Annotated in this window: 21 protein-coding genes; 7 read left to right on the top strand and 14 right to left on the bottom strand. The window is 48.9% G+C overall.

The features are described 5' to 3' along the window. Positions 1–9 precede the first annotated feature (9 nt). The gene (locus LVQ79_RS19910; protein ID WP_232866303.1) at positions 10–1,428 is read left to right on the top strand and encodes a glutamate synthase small subunit; all 1,419 of its coding nucleotides are present in this window, start codon (positions 10–12) and stop codon (positions 1,426–1,428) included. Between the two features lie 97 nt (positions 1,429–1,525). Here the strand turns inward: LVQ79_RS19910 and LVQ79_RS19915 are convergent, their stop codons facing one another. The 8 genes from LVQ79_RS19915 to zapE form a co-directional block, all read right to left on the bottom strand. Continuing rightward, positions 1,526–3,025: an MFS transporter gene (locus tag LVQ79_RS19915; protein WP_232866305.1), complete on the bottom strand. Its 1,500-nt coding sequence runs from the start codon at positions 3,023–3,025 to the stop codon at positions 1,526–1,528. A gap of 90 nt (positions 3,026–3,115) precedes the next feature. Continuing rightward, positions 3,116–4,015 carry an N-acetylneuraminate lyase gene (gene nanA, locus LVQ79_RS19920; protein ID WP_232866307.1) on the bottom strand — a complete coding sequence of 300 codons (900 nt, stop codon included), beginning with the start codon at positions 4,013–4,015 and terminating at the stop codon, positions 3,116–3,118. A gap of 180 nt (positions 4,016–4,195) precedes the next feature. After that, positions 4,196–4,978 (bottom strand): transcriptional regulator NanR, encoded by a 783-nt coding sequence (locus LVQ79_RS19925; RefSeq protein WP_151992962.1) that lies wholly within the window; start codon positions 4,976–4,978, stop codon positions 4,196–4,198. 171 nt (positions 4,979–5,149) lie between these two features. Next, on the bottom strand, positions 5,150–5,647 hold the full coding sequence (gene sspB / locus LVQ79_RS19930) for a ClpXP protease specificity-enhancing factor (RefSeq protein ID WP_151992961.1): 498 nt from the start codon (positions 5,645–5,647) through the stop codon (positions 5,150–5,152). Between the two features lie 3 nt (positions 5,648–5,650). Beyond that, on the bottom strand, positions 5,651–6,292 hold the full coding sequence (gene sspA, locus LVQ79_RS19935; RefSeq protein ID WP_034498882.1) for a stringent starvation protein SspA: 642 nt from the start codon (positions 6,290–6,292) through the stop codon (positions 5,651–5,653). A gap of 320 nt (positions 6,293–6,612) precedes the next feature. Continuing rightward, positions 6,613–7,005, bottom strand: a complete 393-nt coding sequence (gene rpsI, locus LVQ79_RS19940) for a 30S ribosomal protein S9 (RefSeq protein WP_034459799.1) — start codon at positions 7,003–7,005, stop codon at positions 6,613–6,615. Between the two features lie 14 nt (positions 7,006–7,019). After that, positions 7,020–7,448 carry a 50S ribosomal protein L13 gene (gene rplM, locus LVQ79_RS19945; RefSeq protein ID WP_064514126.1) on the bottom strand — a complete coding sequence of 143 codons (429 nt, stop codon included), beginning with the start codon at positions 7,446–7,448 and terminating at the stop codon, positions 7,020–7,022. Between the two features lie 248 nt (positions 7,449–7,696). After that, the gene (zapE, locus tag LVQ79_RS19950; RefSeq protein WP_232866308.1) at positions 7,697–8,815 is read right to left on the bottom strand and encodes a cell division protein ZapE; all 1,119 of its coding nucleotides are present in this window, start codon (positions 8,813–8,815) and stop codon (positions 7,697–7,699) included. Positions 8,816–8,995: 180 nt separating this feature from the next. Here zapE and zapG point away from each other — a divergent pair, with 180 nt between their 5' ends. The 3 genes from zapG to degS all read left to right on the top strand — a co-directional run bounded on the left by zapG (position 8,996) and on the right by degS (position 12,130). Next, on the top strand, positions 8,996–9,397 hold the full coding sequence (zapG, locus tag LVQ79_RS19955; protein WP_064514130.1) for a Z-ring associated protein ZapG: 402 nt from the start codon (positions 8,996–8,998) through the stop codon (positions 9,395–9,397). Positions 9,398–9,605: 208 nt separating this feature from the next. Further along, positions 9,606–10,976, top strand: coding sequence for a serine endoprotease DegQ (gene degQ, locus LVQ79_RS19960; RefSeq protein WP_232866310.1), 1,371 nt, complete (start codon positions 9,606–9,608; stop codon positions 10,974–10,976). A gap of 86 nt (positions 10,977–11,062) precedes the next feature. After that, a complete protein-coding gene (gene degS / locus LVQ79_RS19965; protein ID WP_232866311.1) occupies positions 11,063–12,130 on the top strand; it encodes an outer membrane-stress sensor serine endopeptidase DegS in 1,068 nt (355 codons plus the stop codon). 70 nt (positions 12,131–12,200) lie between these two features. Here the strand turns inward: degS and mdh are convergent, their stop codons facing one another. Next, positions 12,201–13,139 (bottom strand): malate dehydrogenase, encoded by a 939-nt coding sequence (gene mdh, locus LVQ79_RS19970; RefSeq protein WP_232866313.1) that lies wholly within the window; start codon positions 13,137–13,139, stop codon positions 12,201–12,203. 434 nt (positions 13,140–13,573) lie between these two features. On the opposite strand from mdh, the gene argR reads away from it, so the two are divergent. The 3 genes from argR (at position 13,574) to yhcN (LVQ79_RS19985) (ending at position 15,068) form a co-directional block, all read left to right on the top strand. After that, positions 13,574–14,044, top strand: coding sequence for a transcriptional regulator ArgR (gene argR, locus LVQ79_RS19975; RefSeq protein WP_154150925.1), 471 nt, complete (start codon positions 13,574–13,576; stop codon positions 14,042–14,044). 386 nt (positions 14,045–14,430) lie between these two features. Further along, positions 14,431–14,694, top strand: coding sequence for a peroxide/acid stress response protein YhcN (yhcN, locus tag LVQ79_RS19980; RefSeq protein ID WP_034459813.1), 264 nt, complete (start codon positions 14,431–14,433; stop codon positions 14,692–14,694). Between the two features lie 107 nt (positions 14,695–14,801). Beyond that, entirely contained in the window at positions 14,802–15,068 is a 267-nt protein-coding gene (yhcN, locus tag LVQ79_RS19985) for a peroxide/acid stress response protein YhcN (protein WP_064555458.1), read from the top strand. 67 nt (positions 15,069–15,135) lie between these two features. On the opposite strand, the gene LVQ79_RS19990 is transcribed toward yhcN (LVQ79_RS19985), so the two are convergent. The 5 genes from LVQ79_RS19990 to aaeX form a co-directional block, all read right to left on the bottom strand. After that, positions 15,136–15,408, bottom strand: a complete 273-nt coding sequence (locus LVQ79_RS19990; RefSeq protein ID WP_064561030.1) for a barstar family protein — start codon at positions 15,406–15,408, stop codon at positions 15,136–15,138. A gap of 30 nt (positions 15,409–15,438) precedes the next feature. Continuing rightward, positions 15,439–16,893, bottom strand: a complete 1,455-nt coding sequence (locus LVQ79_RS19995; RefSeq protein WP_232866314.1) for an NAD-dependent succinate-semialdehyde dehydrogenase — start codon at positions 16,891–16,893, stop codon at positions 15,439–15,441. Positions 16,894–17,092: 199 nt separating this feature from the next. Beyond that, on the bottom strand, positions 17,093–19,054 hold the full coding sequence (aaeB, locus tag LVQ79_RS20000; RefSeq protein ID WP_232866315.1) for a p-hydroxybenzoic acid efflux pump subunit AaeB: 1,962 nt from the start codon (positions 19,052–19,054) through the stop codon (positions 17,093–17,095). A 12-nt stretch (positions 19,055–19,066) separates the two neighbouring features. Continuing rightward, on the bottom strand, positions 19,067–19,978 hold the full coding sequence (gene aaeA, locus LVQ79_RS20005) for a p-hydroxybenzoic acid efflux pump subunit AaeA (RefSeq protein WP_233338178.1): 912 nt from the start codon (positions 19,976–19,978) through the stop codon (positions 19,067–19,069). A gap of 28 nt (positions 19,979–20,006) precedes the next feature. After that, entirely contained in the window at positions 20,007–20,210 is a 204-nt protein-coding gene (gene aaeX / locus LVQ79_RS20010) for a p-hydroxybenzoic acid efflux pump operon protein AaeX (RefSeq protein WP_034498893.1), read from the bottom strand. Between the last annotated feature and the right edge of the window lie 132 nt (positions 20,211–20,342).

The following is a 20,342-nucleotide window of genomic DNA, read 5'->3' on the forward strand; positions in this document are numbered from 1 at the left end:
GAGGTCACGATGAGTCAAAACGTTTATCAATTTATCGACTTACAGCGCGTTGATCCGCCAAAGAAACCGCTCAAGATCCGTAAAATTGAATTTGTGGAAATTTACGAGCCGTTCTCAGAAGGCCAGGCCAAAGCACAGGCAGACCGCTGCTTGTCTTGCGGCAACCCGTACTGTGAATGGAAATGCCCAGTTCATAACTACATTCCAAACTGGCTGAAGCTTGCCAACGAAGGGCGCATTATTGAAGCGGCTGAACTGTCTCACCAGACAAACAGCCTGCCGGAAGTGTGTGGCCGTGTTTGCCCACAAGACCGTCTTTGCGAAGGCTCTTGTACGCTGAACGACGAGTTTGGTGCCGTTACCATTGGTAATATCGAGCGCTATATCAACGATAAAGCGCTCGAGATGGGCTGGAAACCAGACCTGACGGGCGTTAAGCAAACCGGCAAACGTGTTGCCATCATCGGTGCTGGCCCTGCTGGGCTGGCATGTGCTGATGTGCTGGCACGTAACGGTGTGAAAGCTGTGGTTTACGACCGTCACCCAGAAATTGGTGGCCTGCTGACCTTCGGTATTCCAGCGTTCAAGCTGGAAAAAGAAGTGATGACCAAACGTCGCGAGATCTTCAGTGGCATGGGCATCGAATTCAAACTGAACACTGAAGTAGGCCGTGACGTTCAGATCGACGAGCTGCTGAAAGAGTATGATTCCGTGTTCCTGGGTGTTGGCACTTATCAGTCAATGCGCGGTGGTTTAGAGAATGAAGATGCGACAGGCGTATTCGACGCACTGCCGTTCCTCATCGCTAATACCAAAAAGATCATGGGCTTCGGCGACTCACCAGAAGAGCCGTATGTGAATATGGAAGGCAAACGCGTTGTGGTACTTGGCGGTGGTGATACCGCGATGGACTGCGTACGTAGTTCTATTCGCCAGGGTGCAACGCACGTCATCTGTGCTTACCGCCGTGATGAAGAGAACATGCCGGGTTCTAAACGCGAAGTGAAAAATGCGCGTGAAGAAGGAGTCGAGTTCCAGTTCAACGTGCAGCCACTGGGTGTCGAAGTGAATGGCAACGGTCGCGTATCGGGTGTGAAAGTGGCTCGTACTGAACTGGGTGCGCCGGATGCAAATGGCCGCCGTCGCCCGGAAATCGTTGCGGGTTCCGAGCACGTAGTGCCTGCCGATGCGGTGATTATGGCGTTTGGTTTCCGCCCACATGCCATGCAGTGGCTGGAAAAACACAGCGTTGAGCTGGACAGCCAGGGCCGTATTCTGGCACCGGAAGGTAGCGATAATCCATTCCAGACCAGCAACCCGAAAATCTTTGCTGGCGGTGACGCCGTTCGTGGTTCCGACCTGGTGGTTACAGCGATTGCTGAAGGCCGTAAAGCGGCTGACGGGATCCTGAACTTCCTCGAAGTGTAATTTGTCTGTCAGGTAGCTATCCGCTTACCTGACTTATCAATACGAAAAGCCCGGTGATATGAAAATCACCGGGCTTTTTATGTTTTATCAGACTGCTTTATTTCACTGCTTTGTGCATCATCGGCCCCTTAACCGCCCCTTCTTTAACAACACCAGCCCCACTAAACGGTTTCCCATCTATGGCATCGTGAGTCCGTACTGCTTCAGGGTGAATCCAGCGCTGGATCCGTGATGGCATATCCAGGCCAATCAACAGAATGACTACAAAGGTCAGGCTGAATGAGAGCGACGCCAGTGCAGTGCCTAAATCGAGACGCTGAGCGATAGTGGCGCCAATTATCGGAGCCAGTGCACCACCCAGCGCACCAACGTTATAGGTAAAGCCCAGACCCGCGGCACGCTGTTCGGTATCGAAATAACCACCAATCAGTTTTGGTAAAATCCCCGCGATCCCTTGCCCCAACATCTGCTGTAAGAACAACAGCAGACCCAGCACCCAAATGTTACCGCCACCGATGGCAAATACCGGAATAATCAATAATTGCGACGCCAGGAGGCTGCAGACATAAGCTTTGCGTGTTCCTAACCAATCACCGAGGAAACCACCTACGCAACAACCAACTGCAGCACCAAAACCGCTAAAGAACAGAATATGTGCAACGGTTTTTGGGTCGTAGGCCAGCTCAGTTTTAAGATATGTTGGTAACAATGCCTGAATAGGCCATGAATAAAGGAAGGCAAAGAACACCACGACCATCAGTGTGACACCTGTTGGCCAGCGCTTACCGCTGCTCTGAACCATGAAACTGATGAACACTGCAGCACATATCAAACCCAGTACAGCAATAAGTACCGCGTTGCCAAGGTTACCGGCAAAGCAGAAGTAAAGCGCCGTTGCGACGACAACTGTCAGGCCAATATTAATAAACCGATGCTCGCCACGGTACAAAATATCCACCATGGTTTTGGTTGGTTTTGTATCAGCAAACTTCTCTTTCCAGTCTTCTGCTTCCGGAATATTTTTACGCAGCCAGAGCGCAAAGATAATAGGCAAAATGCCGATGAAGAACAGCGCACGCCAGCCCCATGCCGGTACCACAACGCTATATACTTGAGCTGCAATCACTGCTCCTACAGAGAAGCCTGAGATAAGAAAGCCACTCGCCTTATTACGCATATGTTTCGGCCAGCTTTCGATGACATAGGTGGCACTAGACCCATATTCGCCAGCCATCCCCATGCCAATCAGCAGACGAGCAAGAAACATCGTCGTAAAACCCGGAGCAAAGCCACACGCCAGCGTACCGAACGAAAACAACACGATGCTGGTTATCATCGCAAGCTTGCGACCATAACGATCGCCCATTGCACCTAGAACCAGGCCACCAAACCAGCGCGAGATAAAGGCCGCAGAGATCAAACTCGCCGCCTGAACAGTGGTAAGGCCAAATTCACTTTGAATTTCAGTTAGTACTAATGCTATCAAGACAAAATCAAAACCATCCAATAAGTAGCCAATCCAGGCAGCTGAAAATGCTTTCCATTGCGGCTTAGTCAAATGGCGATACCACGGGATCCTTTGGGCAGTGTTGTTCATAAAGCACTCCCGGTACGAGTTCGTTAAAACCCGTCCTTTTGTTGGGTCTGATTAGGTATGGTTTACAGCACCATGGTTTATTTATGTCATTCAGAACGCTGCACGTTCTTCCTGAAGCTGGACTGCGAGTGCTTTAAGCTCTGGCAGATAATGCTCTTCCACTGGCGAGAATGGTTTGCGACACAGCGGTACAGCAACAACATCCATGTAATGCAGTAAAGTTTTCAGTCCACGGAAAACACCCACTTTAATCAGTACATCAATAACTTTATTACATTCACTTTGAAGCAGGCTGGCACGTTGCATATCCCCGCTCTGAACCGCTTGCTTAATTGCCTGGTAGCGCCACCCCATTACGTTGTAAGTACTACCAATCCCACCATCGGCTCCTGCAACCAGCCCAGATGCGAAGATCTCGTCATAGCCGTTGTAGAGCACAAGATCCGGATGAGCGCGACGGATCTGTTCCATTTGGTAGAGATCGCCAGAAGTCTGTTTTAATGCTCCCACACCCGGTAAATTGATTAAGGTATCAATTTGCTCGAGAGTGAGTTTCACGCCACTTAATGCAGGTATGTTGTAAACCACCATTGGCAAACCGTCAGATGCATCAATTACTGCGCGGTAGTGATCGCAATGTTCATTGAAACTAAACGGATAATAGAATGGTGTTACGGCAGAGACAGCATCAAAACCGTAGCGGTGTGCGGCACTCGCCAGCACCTGGCTCTCATGAGTACTGATACTGCCTACGTGCGCAATCAGAGTTACTTTCCCTCTGGCTTCTTCAGCAACGATTTCCAGCACTTGCTCACGTTCCTGTGCACTTTGTAGAAAGGCCTCTCCGGTCGAACCACCTACGTAGATACCATCAATACCCTGCTCAATATTGAAACGAACCAGACGGCGCAAGCTGTCGGTATCTACCTGTTGTTGCTTATTGAATGGAGTAAGCAGTGCGGGCATCACACCGCGAAGATTCTGTGTCATATACGCCTCTATTGTTGTCTGGTTTCTTAACATAACGATATACCTTTATACCTGTTATACCAGATCAAAAAGTAAACACCACATCACTAAGCGCTCAGGATGCGATCTTGGTCATATGAAATTATGATGGCTAATGAGACGTACTAAAAATTCGTGCGAGGGATCTCAGATTAAAGTTGGTTACTTTTTGGAAGTGCGTTTGCGCGGCGTGGGATAGTAGGAGGCGAATACGCTTTTCAAATGAGCTTTTAATGCCGCGTCAGCAGCATCAGGATCACGAGCCTGAATCGCGTTATAAATCTCAATGTGCTGTTGATAGCTAATATTGTTGTGAGCATGAAGAACGTCCTGAGAAACCGTTGGGCGTGCCGCAATCAACCAGTCTAGCAATGCGACATGTACTGCCATAAAGATCGGATTATCAGGGATCTCCGCTAATTCCCGGTGGAATTCGATATCGGATCGAATAAACAGATCGTTATCATCCAGGGCCTGGTTGTTCATCTCCAGCGCTTTCCCAAGCCGAGCGATTTGCTCGTCTGTGGCAAACTCAGCGGCATAGCGAACCAGGCTAGATTCAAAGAACATACGCAGTTGTTCAAAGTGCGCAATCCCGCCTGGGCGCGAAAGGAAATCTTTTGCTACCCCAGACAACTCACCAATGATGGTATCTGCAGAAGGACGAGAAACGCGAGCGCGCTCTCCGTTACTAATTTGCACCAGACCTTTTCTTTTAAGTGCCGCCAGTGCTTCACGAACTGAAGGACGACCAACATTGAAAAAGGCCATAAGTTCGCGTTCGGAAGGCAGTTGTTCACCTTCAGCAAACTCTCGTCTGCGAATCATTTGCTCAAGCTCTTCTTCCACCATTTCAGAGAGTTTTTTACGTGCAAGCGGGCGACGTCGCATCGTATGTCCGATGGTTTCAGTCGTCTCAGGTGGTTGCTCGTCAAATGTACTCATAGCGTCAGAATCGGCCGTTTATGGAAGAAGCATCGCAAATAATATAGCCGAATCATAACACAGCAAATCATGTCTTACGTAAAGATGCAGTCTGTCGGCTTGTTTAAGACAATAAAAAGCCAGTCATATGACTGGCTTCGATTTGCTCTTTGACGGGCATGATTTCGCGAGTTACTTCACTACGCGTAATGCCGGACGGCCACCACGTGGAGGGGGTTCGTCATCCGGACCATCGTCATCTTCATCATGATCGGGGCGTGAGCCATCGATCACCTGCATCACCATTTCTGAATCCGATGGTTGCTGCTCATTATCGTTATGACTTTCGCCATCTTCGTCATAGCTGGCTTCCGGCTCGAACATGGTGCCAGCACCATTTTCACGCGCGTAAATAGCCAGAACCGCAGCCATAGGAACAAACACCTGACGTGGCACACCACCGAAACGCGCATTAAAACGCACATCACTGTTGGCTAACTCCAGGTTTCCTACCGCACGCGGCGCGATATTGAGGACAATTTGCCCGTCACGTGCATATTCCATAGGCACATGCACGCCTGGCAATGTCACATCCACAACCAAGTGCGGTGTGAGCTGGTTATCCAGTAGCCACTCGTAAAAAGCACGAAGCAGATAAGGACGACGTGGTGACAATTGCGACATTTCCATCAATTAGCCCCGGGTCTGAAGACGCATTTCGCGCTCAGGTTCGGTCAAAGAAGCGAGGAATGAATCACGCTCAAACACGCGAGTCATATAACCTTTCATCTCTTTAGAACCCGCGCCTGTCAACTCAATACCCATCTGCGGCAAACGCCACAGCAACGGTGCCAGGTAGCAATCTACCAGGCTGAATTCATCACTCAGGAAGAACGGTTTCTGAGTAAATACAGGTGCGATGGCCAGCAGTTCTTCACGTAATTGCTTACGTGCAGCATCAGCTTCTTGAGCAGAACCGTTCATCACGATGTGCATCAGTGAATACCAGTCTTTCTGGATACGATGCATGTACAGGCGACTTTCACCACGTGCAACCGGATAAACCGGCATTAATGGTGGGTGCGGGAAACGCTCATCAAGATATTCCATGATGATGCGGGATTCCCACAGGGTAAGTTCGCGGTCAACCAGGGTCGGTACGCTGTGATTTGGGTTGAGGTCAATCAGATCCTGAGGCAGGTTATCCGTTTCCACATGCTCAATTTCAACGCTAACACCTTTTTCAGCCAGTACGATACGCACCTGGTGGCTATAGATGTCAGTAGGACCGGAAAACAGCGTCATCACCGAACGTTTGTTGGCAGCGACAGCCATGAAAACCTCCAAGTTTATCAGAAAATTACTGCTAATAGCCGCAAGCGGCAACTAACCTGACCGTTTGATACCCAACGACGCCGGAACACCACCAGTTGCCAGAAAACGAGGCGAAAACAAACTGATGCCGACATGAGGGCAGAAAATTGGTTGATAGTTTACCAGATTTTACGGGTTTTGTGGGGGACGGATCTGGATTTTGACTGAAAAGCTAGTGCTATCAAAAAGTTAGCGGCACTAAATATAATTTTCAGGCATAAAAAAACCCGGTACAAGACCGGGTTTTTTCGCAAATTGTATTCTGCAAAAGCAGAGGACAATTAACGTTTGGAGAACTGAGGACGACGACGTGCTTTACGCAGACCGACTTTCTTACGTTCAACTTCACGAGCATCACGAGTAACGAAACCAGCTTTACGCAGTTCGCCACGCAGGGACTCGTCGTACTCCATCAGAGCGCGGGTGATACCGTGACGGATCGCACCAGCCTGACCAGAAGTACCACCACCTTTAACAGTGATGTACAGATCGAATTTCTCAACCATATCAACCAATTCCAGCGGCTGACGAACTACCATGCGGGCAGTTTCACGACCGAAGTACTGTTCCAGAGAACGTTGGTTGATGATGATTTTACCGCTGCCCGGTTTGATAAAAACGCGAGCTGCAGAACTTTTGCGGCGACCAGTGCCGTAGTATTGATTTTCAGCCATTGCCATAATCCCGATTAAATGTCCAGAACTTGCGGTTGCTGTGCCGCGTGGTTGTGCTCGGTGCCCGCGTAAACTTTCAGTTTACGGAACATAGCACGGCCCAGCGGGCCCTTTGGCAGCATGCCTTTAACCGCGATTTCAATCACACGCTCAGGATGGCGAGCAATCATCTCTTCAAAGGTCGCTTGTTTGATACCACCGACGTAGCCGGTGTGGCGGTAATACACTTTGTCAGTACGCTTGTTGCCGGTTACAGCAACTTTTTCTGCGTTCAGAACGATGATGTAATCACCAGTATCAACGTGCGGAGTGTATTCCGCTTTGTGCTTACCGCGCAGACGGCTAGCCAATTCAGTAGCCAGACGACCTAAGGTCTTACCGTCAGCGTCAACAACGAACCAGTCGCGCTGTACGGTTTCTGGTTTAGCTGTAAAAGTTTTCATTAAAAGCTTACCCAATATATAGTTACACGTAGGTGTTCACCCAAACGTTTAAAATCAGTTCAAGGTTCACACGACAAAGTCCGGCAAACCTACCCCTTCGAATAGCCAATGCCAGCACGACCAAGTTTTGGGAAAAAAACTTTGGTTGTAACGTGGGGTCGCAAGATTATAGGGAAGTCGCCCCTAAAGGTCGAACCTTTTTGTCGTTTTTGTCTCACTTTGTAGTTAGCCCCGGCCTCAATTGCGGTTTAAGGCATATGCGACAAACGCAAATATTCCTCACTTTGCATTTCCTGCAAGCGCGACAGGCAGCGCTGGAACTCAAAGCGCAATCTTTCTCCCTGATAAATCTCGAATAGAGAAACTTGCGCTGATACCACCAGCTTGACGTGACGTTCGTAAAACTCATCTACCAGTGCGATGAAGCGACGCGCTTCATTTTCATTACGCGTATTCATTATCGGTACATTAAACAACATTACGGTATGGAATAGACGCGAAAGTGCGATGTAGTCATGCTGGCTGCGAGCATCGACACACAACGTATTGAAATCAACTGCAAGCGTCTGATTGGCAAGACCTAAAGTGGCTAATGGACGATGATTAATTTCCAGCACTGGCTCCCCTTCCCGCACCGCACCGGCCAGAGCTGAGTAGAGTTTTTCCATTTGCCCTGCGGTTTCGTCGTTAAGTGGAGAAAGCCATAAATGGGCCTGGGTCAGCGTTCTCAAGCGGTAATCGATACCCGCATCAACATTCATGATTTCACAGTTGCGCTTTATCGCGTCAATCGCAGGGATAAATCTCGGCCTCTGTAGACCGTTACGATACAGATCATCCGGCGGAATATTGGATGTAGCCACAAGCGTAATACCGCGAGCAAACAGCGCTTGCATTAGCGTGCCAAGCAACATCGCATCGGTGATATCCGACACGAAAAACTCATCAAAACAAAGAATGTCCGTCTGGGATTTGAAGCGGTCTGCAATGACTTCCAGTGGATCTATTTGCCCCTGTAACTCAGCCAGTTCTTCATGTACGCGCAGCATGAATCGATGAAAGTGCAACCGCAGCTTGCGTTCGCCAGGTAAACTCTGAAAAAACATGTCCATTAACCAGGTTTTCCCTCGCCCCACTCCACCCCACATATAGAGTCCACGGACAGGCTCCTGATTTGTCGAAGCACTACGTTTACCAAAGAGTTTGCCAAAGAAACTACCGCTTGCTGCCGCACCTGACGTTTGACTGGTTAATGCCTGCCAAATGGCGTCCAGTCTGGCGACAGCCTCACGTTGCACATCATCCGGTTGATAGCTGCCCTCGGTCAGGGCTTGTTGGTAGCGCGATGCAGGGGAGAGATTTTGCATGGTATTATGGTATTCCCTTAAAAATCGGATTGCCGTTTACTTAATGCTCAAAAAAGGACGGTTGTCGAAAAAAAGGCCGTTCTACCCTAAGCGATGCTGCGTCAGGATTCCACTTCTCTTAGGTTAACGGTTATAGTGGCTACATTACCCTACGGAAACACAATACAACGGGAGAAGTTCATGACCTGGGAATATGCGCTAATTGGGTTAGTTGTTGGCATCATCGTTGGTGCAGTTGCTATGCGTTTCGGCAACCGCAAGCTGCGTCAGCAGCAAGCTATGCAGTACGAGATTGAGAAAAACAAAGCAGAACTTGAAGAGTATCGTGAAGAGTTAGTTAGCCATTTTGCACGTAGTGCCGAATTGCTCGATAACATGGCTGATGATTACCGCCAGCTTTATCAACACATGGCAAAAAGCTCCAGCAGCTTGTTGCCAGAAATGTCAGCAGAAGCGAATCCATTCCGTAACCGCCTCGCTGAGTCTGAAGCCAGCAACGATCAGGCACCGGTGCAAATGCCGCGTGACTATTCCGATGGCGCATCCGGTTTGCTGCGTACCGAACGCGCAAAACGCGATTAATCACAATTCTGTATTTTTTTCCTGGGGTACGGTTTTCGTACCCCAATCTCTCTCACGCACAGCTATCATTTACTAGTATCTCATCACTCTATAACAACATTGTTACCCGGTTGATATTTCAATAACATCGGAGTGTCACCCCCTGTAGCTTGATAGATGACAGGTCGGTCGGGTTTTCCTTTTTCCAGGTTACGAGAGCAAGCCACCAATGAAGAAACAAACACTGTTGTTGAGTGCATTAGCGATAAGTGTCGGACTAACGTTCGGTATTGCATCGCAGGTAAATGCGGCGTTGCCAGCACAAGTTCCGGGCCAGGCAGCAATACCAAGCCTTGCACCAATGCTGGAAAAAGTATTACCCGCTGTAGTCAGCGTGCAGGTAGAAGGCACAGCTGCAGCACCGAGCCAGAAAGTCCCAGAAGAGTTTAAAAAGTTCTTTGGTGATGACATGCCACCATCGGAAGCTCAGCCATTTGAAGGTCTGGGCTCTGGCGTCATTATTAATGCAGAGAAAGGCTATGTGTTAACCAATAATCACGTCATCAACCACGCCGAGAAAATCAGCGTGCAGTTAAATGATGGGCGTGAGTTTGATGCCAAATTAATTGGCGGTGATGACCAAAGTGATATCGCACTGATTCAAATCCAGAATGCGAGTGGCCTGACGCAAATCGCCGTGGCTGATTCAGACAAGTTGCGCGTTGGTGATTTCGCGGTAGCCGTAGGTAACCCATTTGGCCTCGGGCAAACAGCCACATCAGGTATCGTTTCAGCACTGGGTCGTAGTGGCCTTAATCTTGAAGGATTGGAAAACTTTATCCAGACAGATGCTTCCATTAACCGTGGTAACTCCGGTGGCGCGTTGCTGAACCTGAACGGCGAGCTTATCGGCATAAATACCGCGATTCTCGCGCCAAGCGGCGGTAGTGTCGGTATCGGTTTTGCTATTCCAAGTAATATGGCGCAAACCCTGGCTAAACAACTGATGGAATTTGGTGAAATCAAACGCGGCTTGCTCGGTATTAAAGGTACTGAGATGAGTGCGGATATCGCTAAAGCCTTTAACCTCACAACTCAGCGTGGCGCGTTTATCAGCGAAGTCTTACCGCAATCAGGTTCAGCAAAAGCAGGCGTGAAAGCCGGTGATGTGATTACCAGTTTGAATGGCAAAGCCATCAACAGTTTTGCAGAGCTGCGAGCAAAAATCGCCACAACTGAACCAGGAACTGTAGTGAAACTGGGCTTGCTGCGCGATGGGAAACCATTAGAGGTGAGCGTGACGCTGGATAAAAGCACGGCATCATCAGCTAACGCAGAACTGATTATGCCAGCCTTACAAGGCGCAACCCTGAGTGATGGCCAGCTAAAAGATGGCACCAAGGGCATTAAACTCGACAGCGTTGAAAAAGGTACGCCTGCGGCACAAGCCGGCTTACACAAAGATGATTTCATCATTGGCGTGAACCGCGAGCGGGTCTCAAGTATCGCGGAAATGCGTAAGGTTCTGGAAAGCAAACCAGACGTCATTGCATTGCATGTGGCGCGTGGTGAAGAGAGCATATATCTGTTAGTTCGTTAATCTGCTCAGTAATCGGACATCTGTGTACGATGTCCGATTAACTCATGCTATTCTGCTTCCGGCTTATTATTAACTAATTCAAATCCATGTTTCTAAAGATATTACGCTCGGTGGTAATTGGCCTGATTGTGGCTGGATTGTTGTTGGTTGCATTACCAACGCTGCGCCAGAAAATCGTCCCTTTAGCCCCCTCAAAGTTTGACAGTGCTGATGAAACTCCGGTGAGCTACAACTCTGCGGTGCGACGCGCTGCGCCTGCTGTGGTGAACGTATACAACCGCAGCATCGGTAACAATTCACAAAATCAGCTAGAAATTAAAACTCTCGGTTCAGGCGTCATCATGGACGAGCGTGGTTATATCATTACCAATAAACACGTCATTAATGATGCCGAACAAATTATTGTTGCACTGCAAGATGGCCGTGTGTTTGAAGCGCTACTGGTTGGCTCCGACAGCCTTACCGACCTGGCTGTATTGAAGATCAATGCCACCAGCCTCCCCGTGATTCCTATCAACAATAAGCGGGTGCCGCATATTGGTGATGTCGTAATGGCGATTGGTAACCCGTATAACCTTGGGCAGACCATTACGCAGGGGATAATCAGCGCGACAGGTCGTATTGGCCTTAGCCCTTCAGGCCGCCAGTCATTCCTGCAAACTGACGCCTCAATTAACCACGGCAATTCCGGCGGTGCGCTGGTTAACTCACTCGGTGAGTTAATGGGTATTAACACATTGTCGTTTGATAAAAGTAATGATGGCGAAACCCCGGAAGGTATCGGCTTTGCAATCCCGACTCAGCTTTCCACCAAAATCATGGATAAGCTTATTCGCGATGGCCGCGTGATTCGTGGCTACATTGGTATCGGTGGGCGTGAGATAACACCATTGCATGGCCCGGCTACCGGCATTGATCAGATTCAGGGGATTATCGTTAACGAAGTTTCACCTGGCGGTCCGGCAGCGAAAGCAGGTCTTCTGGTTAATGACGTGATTATTTCGGTGAATAATAAACCAGCCATTTCAGCATTAGGCACGATGGACCAAGTGGCAGAAATTCGCCCAGGGTCAGTCATTCCGGTTGAAGTGATGCGCGATGATAAGAAGCTAATATTACAAGTGACGATTCAGGAATACCCAGCCACTAACTGATAAATGCTGAATCGCAGGCAATAAAAAACCGGAACTTAGTTCCGGTTTTTTTATCTCTGAAGCCTGGTGTTTACTTGTTAACGAACTCTTCACCAAGAGTAATATCTTTCTTCAGGGTATCCAGCATACCTTCCAGCGCCTGGTGCTCAAACGCACTCAGTTTGCCGTAAGATTTGATCTCTGCAATACCGTTTTTACCAAGCAGCAGCGGCTGAGAGAAGAAACGAGCGTGCTCGCCATTCCCTTCAACATACGCACATTCAACCACATTGCTTTCGCCTTGCAGCGCGCGAACCAGAGACAGACCAAAACGTGCGGCAGCCTGACCCATTGACAGGGTTGCAGACCCGCCACCAGCCTTCGCTTCTACAACTTCAGTACCCGCATTCTGAATACGCTTAGTTAAATCAGCAACTTCCTGCTCAGTGAAGCTTACGCCTGGGATCTGAGACAGCAGTGGCAGAATAGTCACGCCAGAGTGTCCGCCAATAACAGGGACTTCGATATCGGTCGGCAGTTTACCTTTCAGTTCCGCAACAAAGGTGTTGGAGCGGATGATGTCCAGCGTAGTTACGCCAAACAATTTGTTTTTATCGTACACACCTGCTTTTTTCAGCACTTCCGCTGCAATAGCAACGGTGGTATTCACAGGGTTTGTGATAATACCGATACAGGCTTTAGGGCAAGTTTTAGCAATCTGTTGAACCAGATTCTTCACGATTCCCGCATTGACGTTAAACAGGTCAGAACGGTCCATACCTGGTTTACGTGCTACACCGGCAGAGATAAGCACCACATCCGCACCAACCAGTGCAGGAGTTGCATCTTCACCACAGAAACCTTTGATTTTTACATCTGTCGGGATATGACTCAGATCGACTGCAACACCTGGGGTTACAGGTGCAATATCATACAGAGAGAGTTCTGAACCTGAAGGCAGCTGGGTCTTGAGTAGAAGGGCAAGCGCCTGGCCGATTCCGCCTGCTGCGCCGAGGACTGCAACTTTCATCCTAAACTCCTTATTATGGTTAGCAAATAGGTGCCGTAACTCCATGCGGTGGCGACCATAATCCAGAGAAGGGGTAATTACAATATTCCCGCTCAAGGTTTGCGAAGTTACGCAATCCTGAAACGTTACTGCTGCATTTACTCGCCGGGTGGAAACGACGCCTTAGCGCCCGGTCACAACCTGATGTTGTCACATCAACAGGCGGTTACATTACCCCTCCCTACGCAGCAAAACAACATCATTTTGATAACATTTAATTTACCTAACAACTTATTTTCGAGTCGTGACGAAGGCATGTTTCTCGATAACAAAATTTGATAAAATCAGCCCCTTTCATAACATTATTTCAAGCTTACACCCAGCCATTGATTTGCATAAAAATTCATTTAAATGCATAATAATGTTATCTTTGTTGACCTGAATATGGGTGACCTATGCGTGTTTCCTCAAAACAAGAAGAATTAGTCAAAGCATTCAAAGCATTATTGAAAGAAGAGAAATTTAGTTCTCAAGGCGAGATCGTCCATGCCTTGCAAAATGAAGGTTTCGAAAACATTAACCAGTCCAAAGTATCCCGCATGCTGACCAAGTTTGGTGCGGTGCGTACTCGCAATGCAAAAATGGAAATGGTGTATTGTTTGCCTGCTGAATTGGGCGTGCCGACCACATCAAGTCCGTTAAAAAATCTGGTACTGGATATTGATTACAACGATGCCGTTGTCGTTATCCACACAAGCCCGGGTGCTGCACAGTTGATTGCACGCCTACTGGATTCTTTAGGTAAAGCTGAGGGGATTCTGGGCACGATTGCCGGAGACGACACTATCTTTACTACGCCTGCCAAAGACTTCACGGTTAAAGAGCTTTATGAAGCGATTCTGGTACTCTTCGAACAAGAGCTTTAAGTCTTAAAACGGCTGTTCCTGCTGTTATTGAACGGCGGGAACACCGTACTGATAACATCCTTCTATTTCCTTATGCCTGCCTGCAAATCTCATTCTTCACATCTACTCCTGCTTTAAAAACCGAACCCATCAGCAAGTTATGTGATGAACCGCACAAAAAGTCAAATTCTGATATCTCATTGTTTTTACTTATATTTAACATAGATAAAGCAATAAAAGATCATTTTTAATAACTTTACGTAATAAAGAAAACCTCTATTATTGTAAAGTTTCATAGAGAATAATTAGCGTGGTATTAATTTTCCACGTTATTAGTGTATACTTGATTTTGTGATGAGGGTCACGGAATGAGGACCCAAATAAAAGAATACGACGAGGTAAAAATTATGAACATGAAATCAACAGTAGTAGCCGCCAGCCTGCTTTCAATGCTGTCATTTGGTGCTTTCGCAGCCACATCTGTTAACGCAGAACAGGCACAGAATCTTCAGCCGATGGGCACAGTTTCTGTAAGCCAGATAGGTAGTGCACCAATGGATATGCACCAAATGCTGAATGAAAAAGCTGAAGCGAAAGGGGCATCTTCTTATCGCATCGTTGAAGCACGTTCTGGTGATGCATGGCACGCCACTGCTGAGCTGTATAAATAAGCCTGGCAGGTATAAGTAACACCGATTAATCAAAACGACGGCCCCAAGAACAATAAATGCAGGTAAGCCCTTCCGGTCGTTGAGAACATAATTCAGGAGTAGACATCATGAAAACCAAATTAACCATCGCAGCACTGAGCCTTTTCTCTGTTATCTCTTTCGGCGCTAACGCAGCCGCGCATCAGGTAAACAGCGAACAAGCACAAAACATGCAGTCTATGGGTAGCATTTCTGTCAGTCAGACTGGCAGTGCTCCAATGGATATGCGTCAGGAATTATCACAGAAGGCGACTAAAGAAGGTGCATCGGCTTATCGCATAACCGAAGCACGTACTGGCGATACCTGGCACGCAACCGCTGAACTGTATAAATAAACCCTCGTCGTCAAATTCTGACGACTTTGCCCCCGCTCGCGGGGGCTTTTTTATATCTAAAATAGTGTTAACCGCGCACGTTAAAGCGCAACTGCCCTTCCAGTTCTTCCTCTGCTTCGTCAAAAAGCAAAATCAAAGCCCCGTAACGCCGCCGTTGCATTTCTGGTAAATGAACAAACTCGATTTCCGCCGGGAGCGGTAAAGTGCCCCCGACGACCACATCCCATAAGCTGTCGAGATCGTGAATCTGTTTTTTCTCGAGTTGAAATGCCTGGGTAAAGTGACGATAGAATCCAGGCTGGTCTTCTATCTGACTAAAATCAAAGGTGTATTTTTTCATTGCTTGCCACCTTAACCAGAACGAATCGTTCTACAACCCACCAATATGCAAGGTTTTGACTTCCAGAAACTCATCCAGACCCAATACAGAACCCTCACGGCCAAGCCCGGACTCTTTCACGCCACCAAATGGCCCCAGCTCAGTCGAAACTGCGCATTCGTTAATCCCTATCATCCCGCTTTCAAGCGCCTGAGAGACACGGAATACGCGCGCCAGGTTCTGAGTATAGAAGTAGGCAGCCAGACCAAATGGCGTATTGTTCGCCCGCTCAATCACTTCCTCTTCGGTTTTGAAACGGAAGCAGGCGGCTACCGGGCCAAAAGTTTCTTCCTGCGCCAGTTTCATGTCGTCGTTAGCATCGACAATCACCGTTGGCTGCCAGAAGTTACCACCCAGCTCATGACTCTTGCCACCAACCAACACTTTGCCACCCTTCGCTTGCGCATCTTCCACGTGTTCACGGACCTTATCGACTGCGGATTTCTCAATTAATGGCCCGACGACGACGCCCTCTTCCAGGCCATTCCCAACTTTCAGGGCTTTGACCGCCTCCGCTAGCTTGTTGACGAACTGGTCGTAAACCCTTTCCTGAATAAAGAAACGGTTAACACTGACGCACACCTGGCCTGCGTTACGGAATTTGTTGGTAATAGCACCTTTCACGGCTTCGTCGATATCAGCATCGTCAAAGACGATATAAGGCGCATTACCACCTAATTCCATGGAGACTTTTTTCATGGTTTCAGCGGCATTGCGTACCAGCGTTTTGCCGACGGCGGTGGAGCCAGTGAATGAAATTTTCCGCACTTCGTGGCTCGCCATAATGGCGTCGCTGATTTCTTGCGTATTACCGGCTACAGCATTTAGCACGCCATCAGGCACGCCTGCTTTTTTCGCCAGCGCCAGTAAAGCAAATGCCGATAGCGGCGTGTTATTAGCAGGCTTGATAACACCGGTACATCCCGCAGCAAGTGCCGGACCGAGTTTACGAGTCAGCATCGCCATCGGGAAATTCCACGGCGTGATAGCGGCGACAACGCCAATAGGTTCCCGCGTGGCCAAAATACGGGAGCCAGGTTTCGCCGGAGGAATGATTTCACCGTTGGCCCGTTTGGCCTGCTCGGCGAACCACTGGATAAAACTCGCGGCGTACTCGACTTCCCCTTCCGCCTCTTTCAGTGGCTTGCCTTGTTCGGTTGTCATCAAGCGCCCGAGCCAGGCTTTGTTCTCAATAATTAACTGGAACCAGCGATAGAGAATGGTTGAACGCTCTTTGGCGGTTTTTGCACGCCATGCAGGGAAGGCTTTAGCGGCAGCGGCGATAGCTTCTTCAGCCTCTTTTTTACCAGCCTTTGCGACTTTGGCGACAACCTCGCCCGTTGCGGGGTTAAGAACATCGAAAGTTTCACTCAGCTTGCGCCATTCCCCATTAACCAGATAACCGGTGTTAAATAATTCACTGTCCTGGAGTGCCTGATTTGTCATTGTTTTCTCCTGTTATGAATTGGGCATCTGATATACCCAAAATAATTCGAGTTGCAGGCAGGCGGCAAGCGAGTGAATCCCGATGAGCTTACTCTGGTAAGTGATTCGGGTGAGCAAACGCAGCCAACGCATCTGCAAGTTGAAGTATGACGGGTATAAGTATAGATACAAAAAAGCCGACGCATTGCGTCGGCTCGGGTCAGGCAGTGATGAAAGCGTGCTGGTATTTATGCAGCACCTCCGCTAGCCGTTTCACCGGTTCGGTGACCTGCAACGGCGCCTCCCATATTCGTAATTTCTCCTGGTAAACCTCGAGTTCTTCCAGTAATTGCTTAAAGTAACGCTGTTTCTTGTCGTCGCTGGAGGCTGATGTCACTTTATCTGCGGTTTTTCGCAGTTGGCGATGGTATGCCGAGAGATCGTCGTTCACCGGTATCGGCGCATCTCGCAGACGCTGGTGAGCAATAATTAAGGTCAGCGCCAGGCGATAACGAGGGATATCACCGGGGAACATATTCAGCAGCAGGAAAAGTTGCTGATAGAGCGCGGGCAAATGGTTTTCTTTGCGACGCGCTTTATTGGTTGTGAGCGCGGAAACTGCGGCGGAAACAAACTGGTTCAGCAAGGTACGACCGGTACGCTCTTTGGAATTATCGCGAATCAGCAGGATCACCATCATGGCCAGGAAGCAGCCCACGAGCTGGCCGAGGGCGCTGTCGAGGAAAGAGCTGAAGTGGAATGTCATTGGGTTGTCTAACACGATGACATTGATGGTTCCCGCCAGGGCGCTCATTGAACCCAGACGCCGTTTCTGTACTTCTATACCAATAAAGAACGCCAGAAGCGCGAGACTAATAGAGAGCAACACCATACTTTGTTGGGTGTTCGGCAGGATAACTAAAAAATAGAAAGCGCCAATCGGCAAGGCGGCAATCATGCCGTAGAGGAAATCAACAGCCACCATACGCGGGTTCGGCAGACGCATCGCCAGAGAAGTAACAACAGCAATCATCACCATTGCACCACTGCCGGATGTCCAGCCAGTTGATAACCAGAACAAGCTACCCAGCAGGCAAGCTACAGTCGTGCGCCAGAAGTTAATCATCGCGTGATGGCCTTCAGCGGATTGCACTTTTACCACGACTTCCTGGTTTAAAATCTCTTCTTCAATCGCGCTGATACGGGTATTGCTGATCACGCCCCGTTTCAAAACTAAATAACGTGTCGCTTCATTGACCCAGCTACGAATAGTCACCGGGGTGTATTTTTCACCGGAAAACGACATCACTTTTCGGATAATCTTTAGCTGTTGATGCACATCAGCAGCGGTTTCTACCGGAGCGTCGAATAACTCGCGAAATTCTGGAGTCACAAATTCAGGGCGCGTGTTTTGAATCAGGAAGGTTTCACACGCCTGGGTAATTAACGCCAGGGAAACGGTGTTAAGTGCTTTGAGGCGACGGTTCGCACGACTCCAGCGAGCCGATTCAATCTTCAGGTTATTACGCATTCCTTCCAGCACAGTGGTGCGCTGAACCAGGCTTGCCCAGGCTTTATCCACCTCTTCTTTATCACCATGCGCAATACACAACTGCATCAAGCGATAGTGATCCACCAACAGGCTATCGAGTTGCCTGTCGATCTCTTTCTTGATGGAACGTGGGGAGAAAAGTAAGTCCGCAATGATAGCGCAGACAATACCGATGACAATTTCGCTACAACGCTCGACGGCGAATTGAGGAGCAACTAGCGGGTTGGCCTGAATGGTGACGATAATAATCAACGCCGTGTAGCCAGAAAGCCCCCAGGCGTAAGAGTTTTCGACCTTAACCAGCGAGGAGATCCAGGTACAAAATCCCGCCCATATGCAGCACACCAACAACATAACGGCCGGTGCACGGATAAAAGTAGTGATAATGAATAACGCGGCAAAACAGCCAATAAATGTACCGACAATTCGCAGCATGCCGCGATAACGAATCGCGCCAGAATACGGCTCGCCACCTGCCGCAAAAGCAGGGCCAGCGGCAACTAACACTGAAGTCAGCACCGCCCAGCGAGGGGTTTCAAGCTCAAAATGGAAACCGACCCACAACGCCAGCACGATGGCAAAAGCCAGTTTGAAGGCGAAGCGTAAATGTAACCGCGAAATATAATACATATCGACCTACGCTTAACCGAACTCACGCAAGCGATGCATGAGTTTAATAAATACTGATTCGTGGTCAGTATCTCTGTCTTTTTCCCCTGTCACCACGACGGTCGCCGTTGTCCCGGCGGGATAAAGATTGGCTTGTTGCTCATCAAGGTGAATTCGCACCGGCACACGTTGCGCCAGACGCACCCATTCCAGATTGGAGTCGACGGTCGCCATCCCTTTGCTGTCTCGGGTGCTGCTGGCATTAGTCACACCGGCAGAAAGGCTGTCGACGGTTCCACGTAATACACGGTTACTACCCAGCGGCGTGATTTGCACCCGGTAACCTGGACGAATACCGTCGAGCTTGGTTTCTTCCATATAGGCCAGGATGTAGAACGTACCGCGTTTGACCAGCGCCACAGCGGTTGATCCACGAGTAATAAACTCACCGGTATAGACATTCAGGTTGGTGACCCAACCTTCTGCGGGTGCACGAATAACGGTACGTTGTAGGTCCAGTTGAGCTAAATCACGTGTCGCTTCAGCCTTTGATAATTGATGCATGACCGTCTGCAACACATTGTTGGACTGTTCAATTTCTTCACGCGACATGGCCTGCGTACCCAACGAATTGCGGCGTCCGGCTTCACGACGTTTTTCCCCGGCCAGAGCCTGGTAGTAGGCAACATCGGCCTGTGCTTGCTCGAGCGCTTTCTGATAACGCGGCTGGTCGATGGTGAATAGGATCTGATCTTTCTTCACCAGTTGGTTGTCATGCACCTTCACGTCGGTAATTAAACCGGACACGTCCGGCGCAATCGCGACCACATCAGCGGTAAAACGAGCGTCACGCGTCCACGGGGATTCGGTATAAAACACCCAGGCACGGTAGATAGCGATGAAAGCCAGCAGCACAAGAATTAGCGTGATGGCCGTGCGGATCATTTTTGTTGTAAGTGCTTTCACATCAACCTCAAACAAACAGGCGCGAGATCAGATAAAACAGACAGCAATAAAGCGCTGTATTAAATAATGCCGGGTGCCAGACAAAATCATAAATTCCCGTCGGAGTCAGCAGACGGCGAACCAACCAGAACAGCGCCAGCGATAGAATTAGCTCGAAGAATATCGGCGGAAAAGAAAGACCGAATATCACGATAACGGGAAATAGACTCATGTTAACCTTGCAGAAAATACAGAAGACACAAACCCTGGTTCAGCCAGAAACGCTGAGCTAACGAGTGGTACAGGTTGTGCTGAGAATAATATATTACCGTAATTGTTAGCCGGTTATCTATAATATGTGATC

The sequence above is a fragment of the Buttiauxella cochleicola genome, assembly GCF_021282405.1.
GTDB classification, from domain to species: Bacteria; Pseudomonadota; Gammaproteobacteria; order Enterobacterales; family Enterobacteriaceae; genus Buttiauxella; species Buttiauxella massiliensis.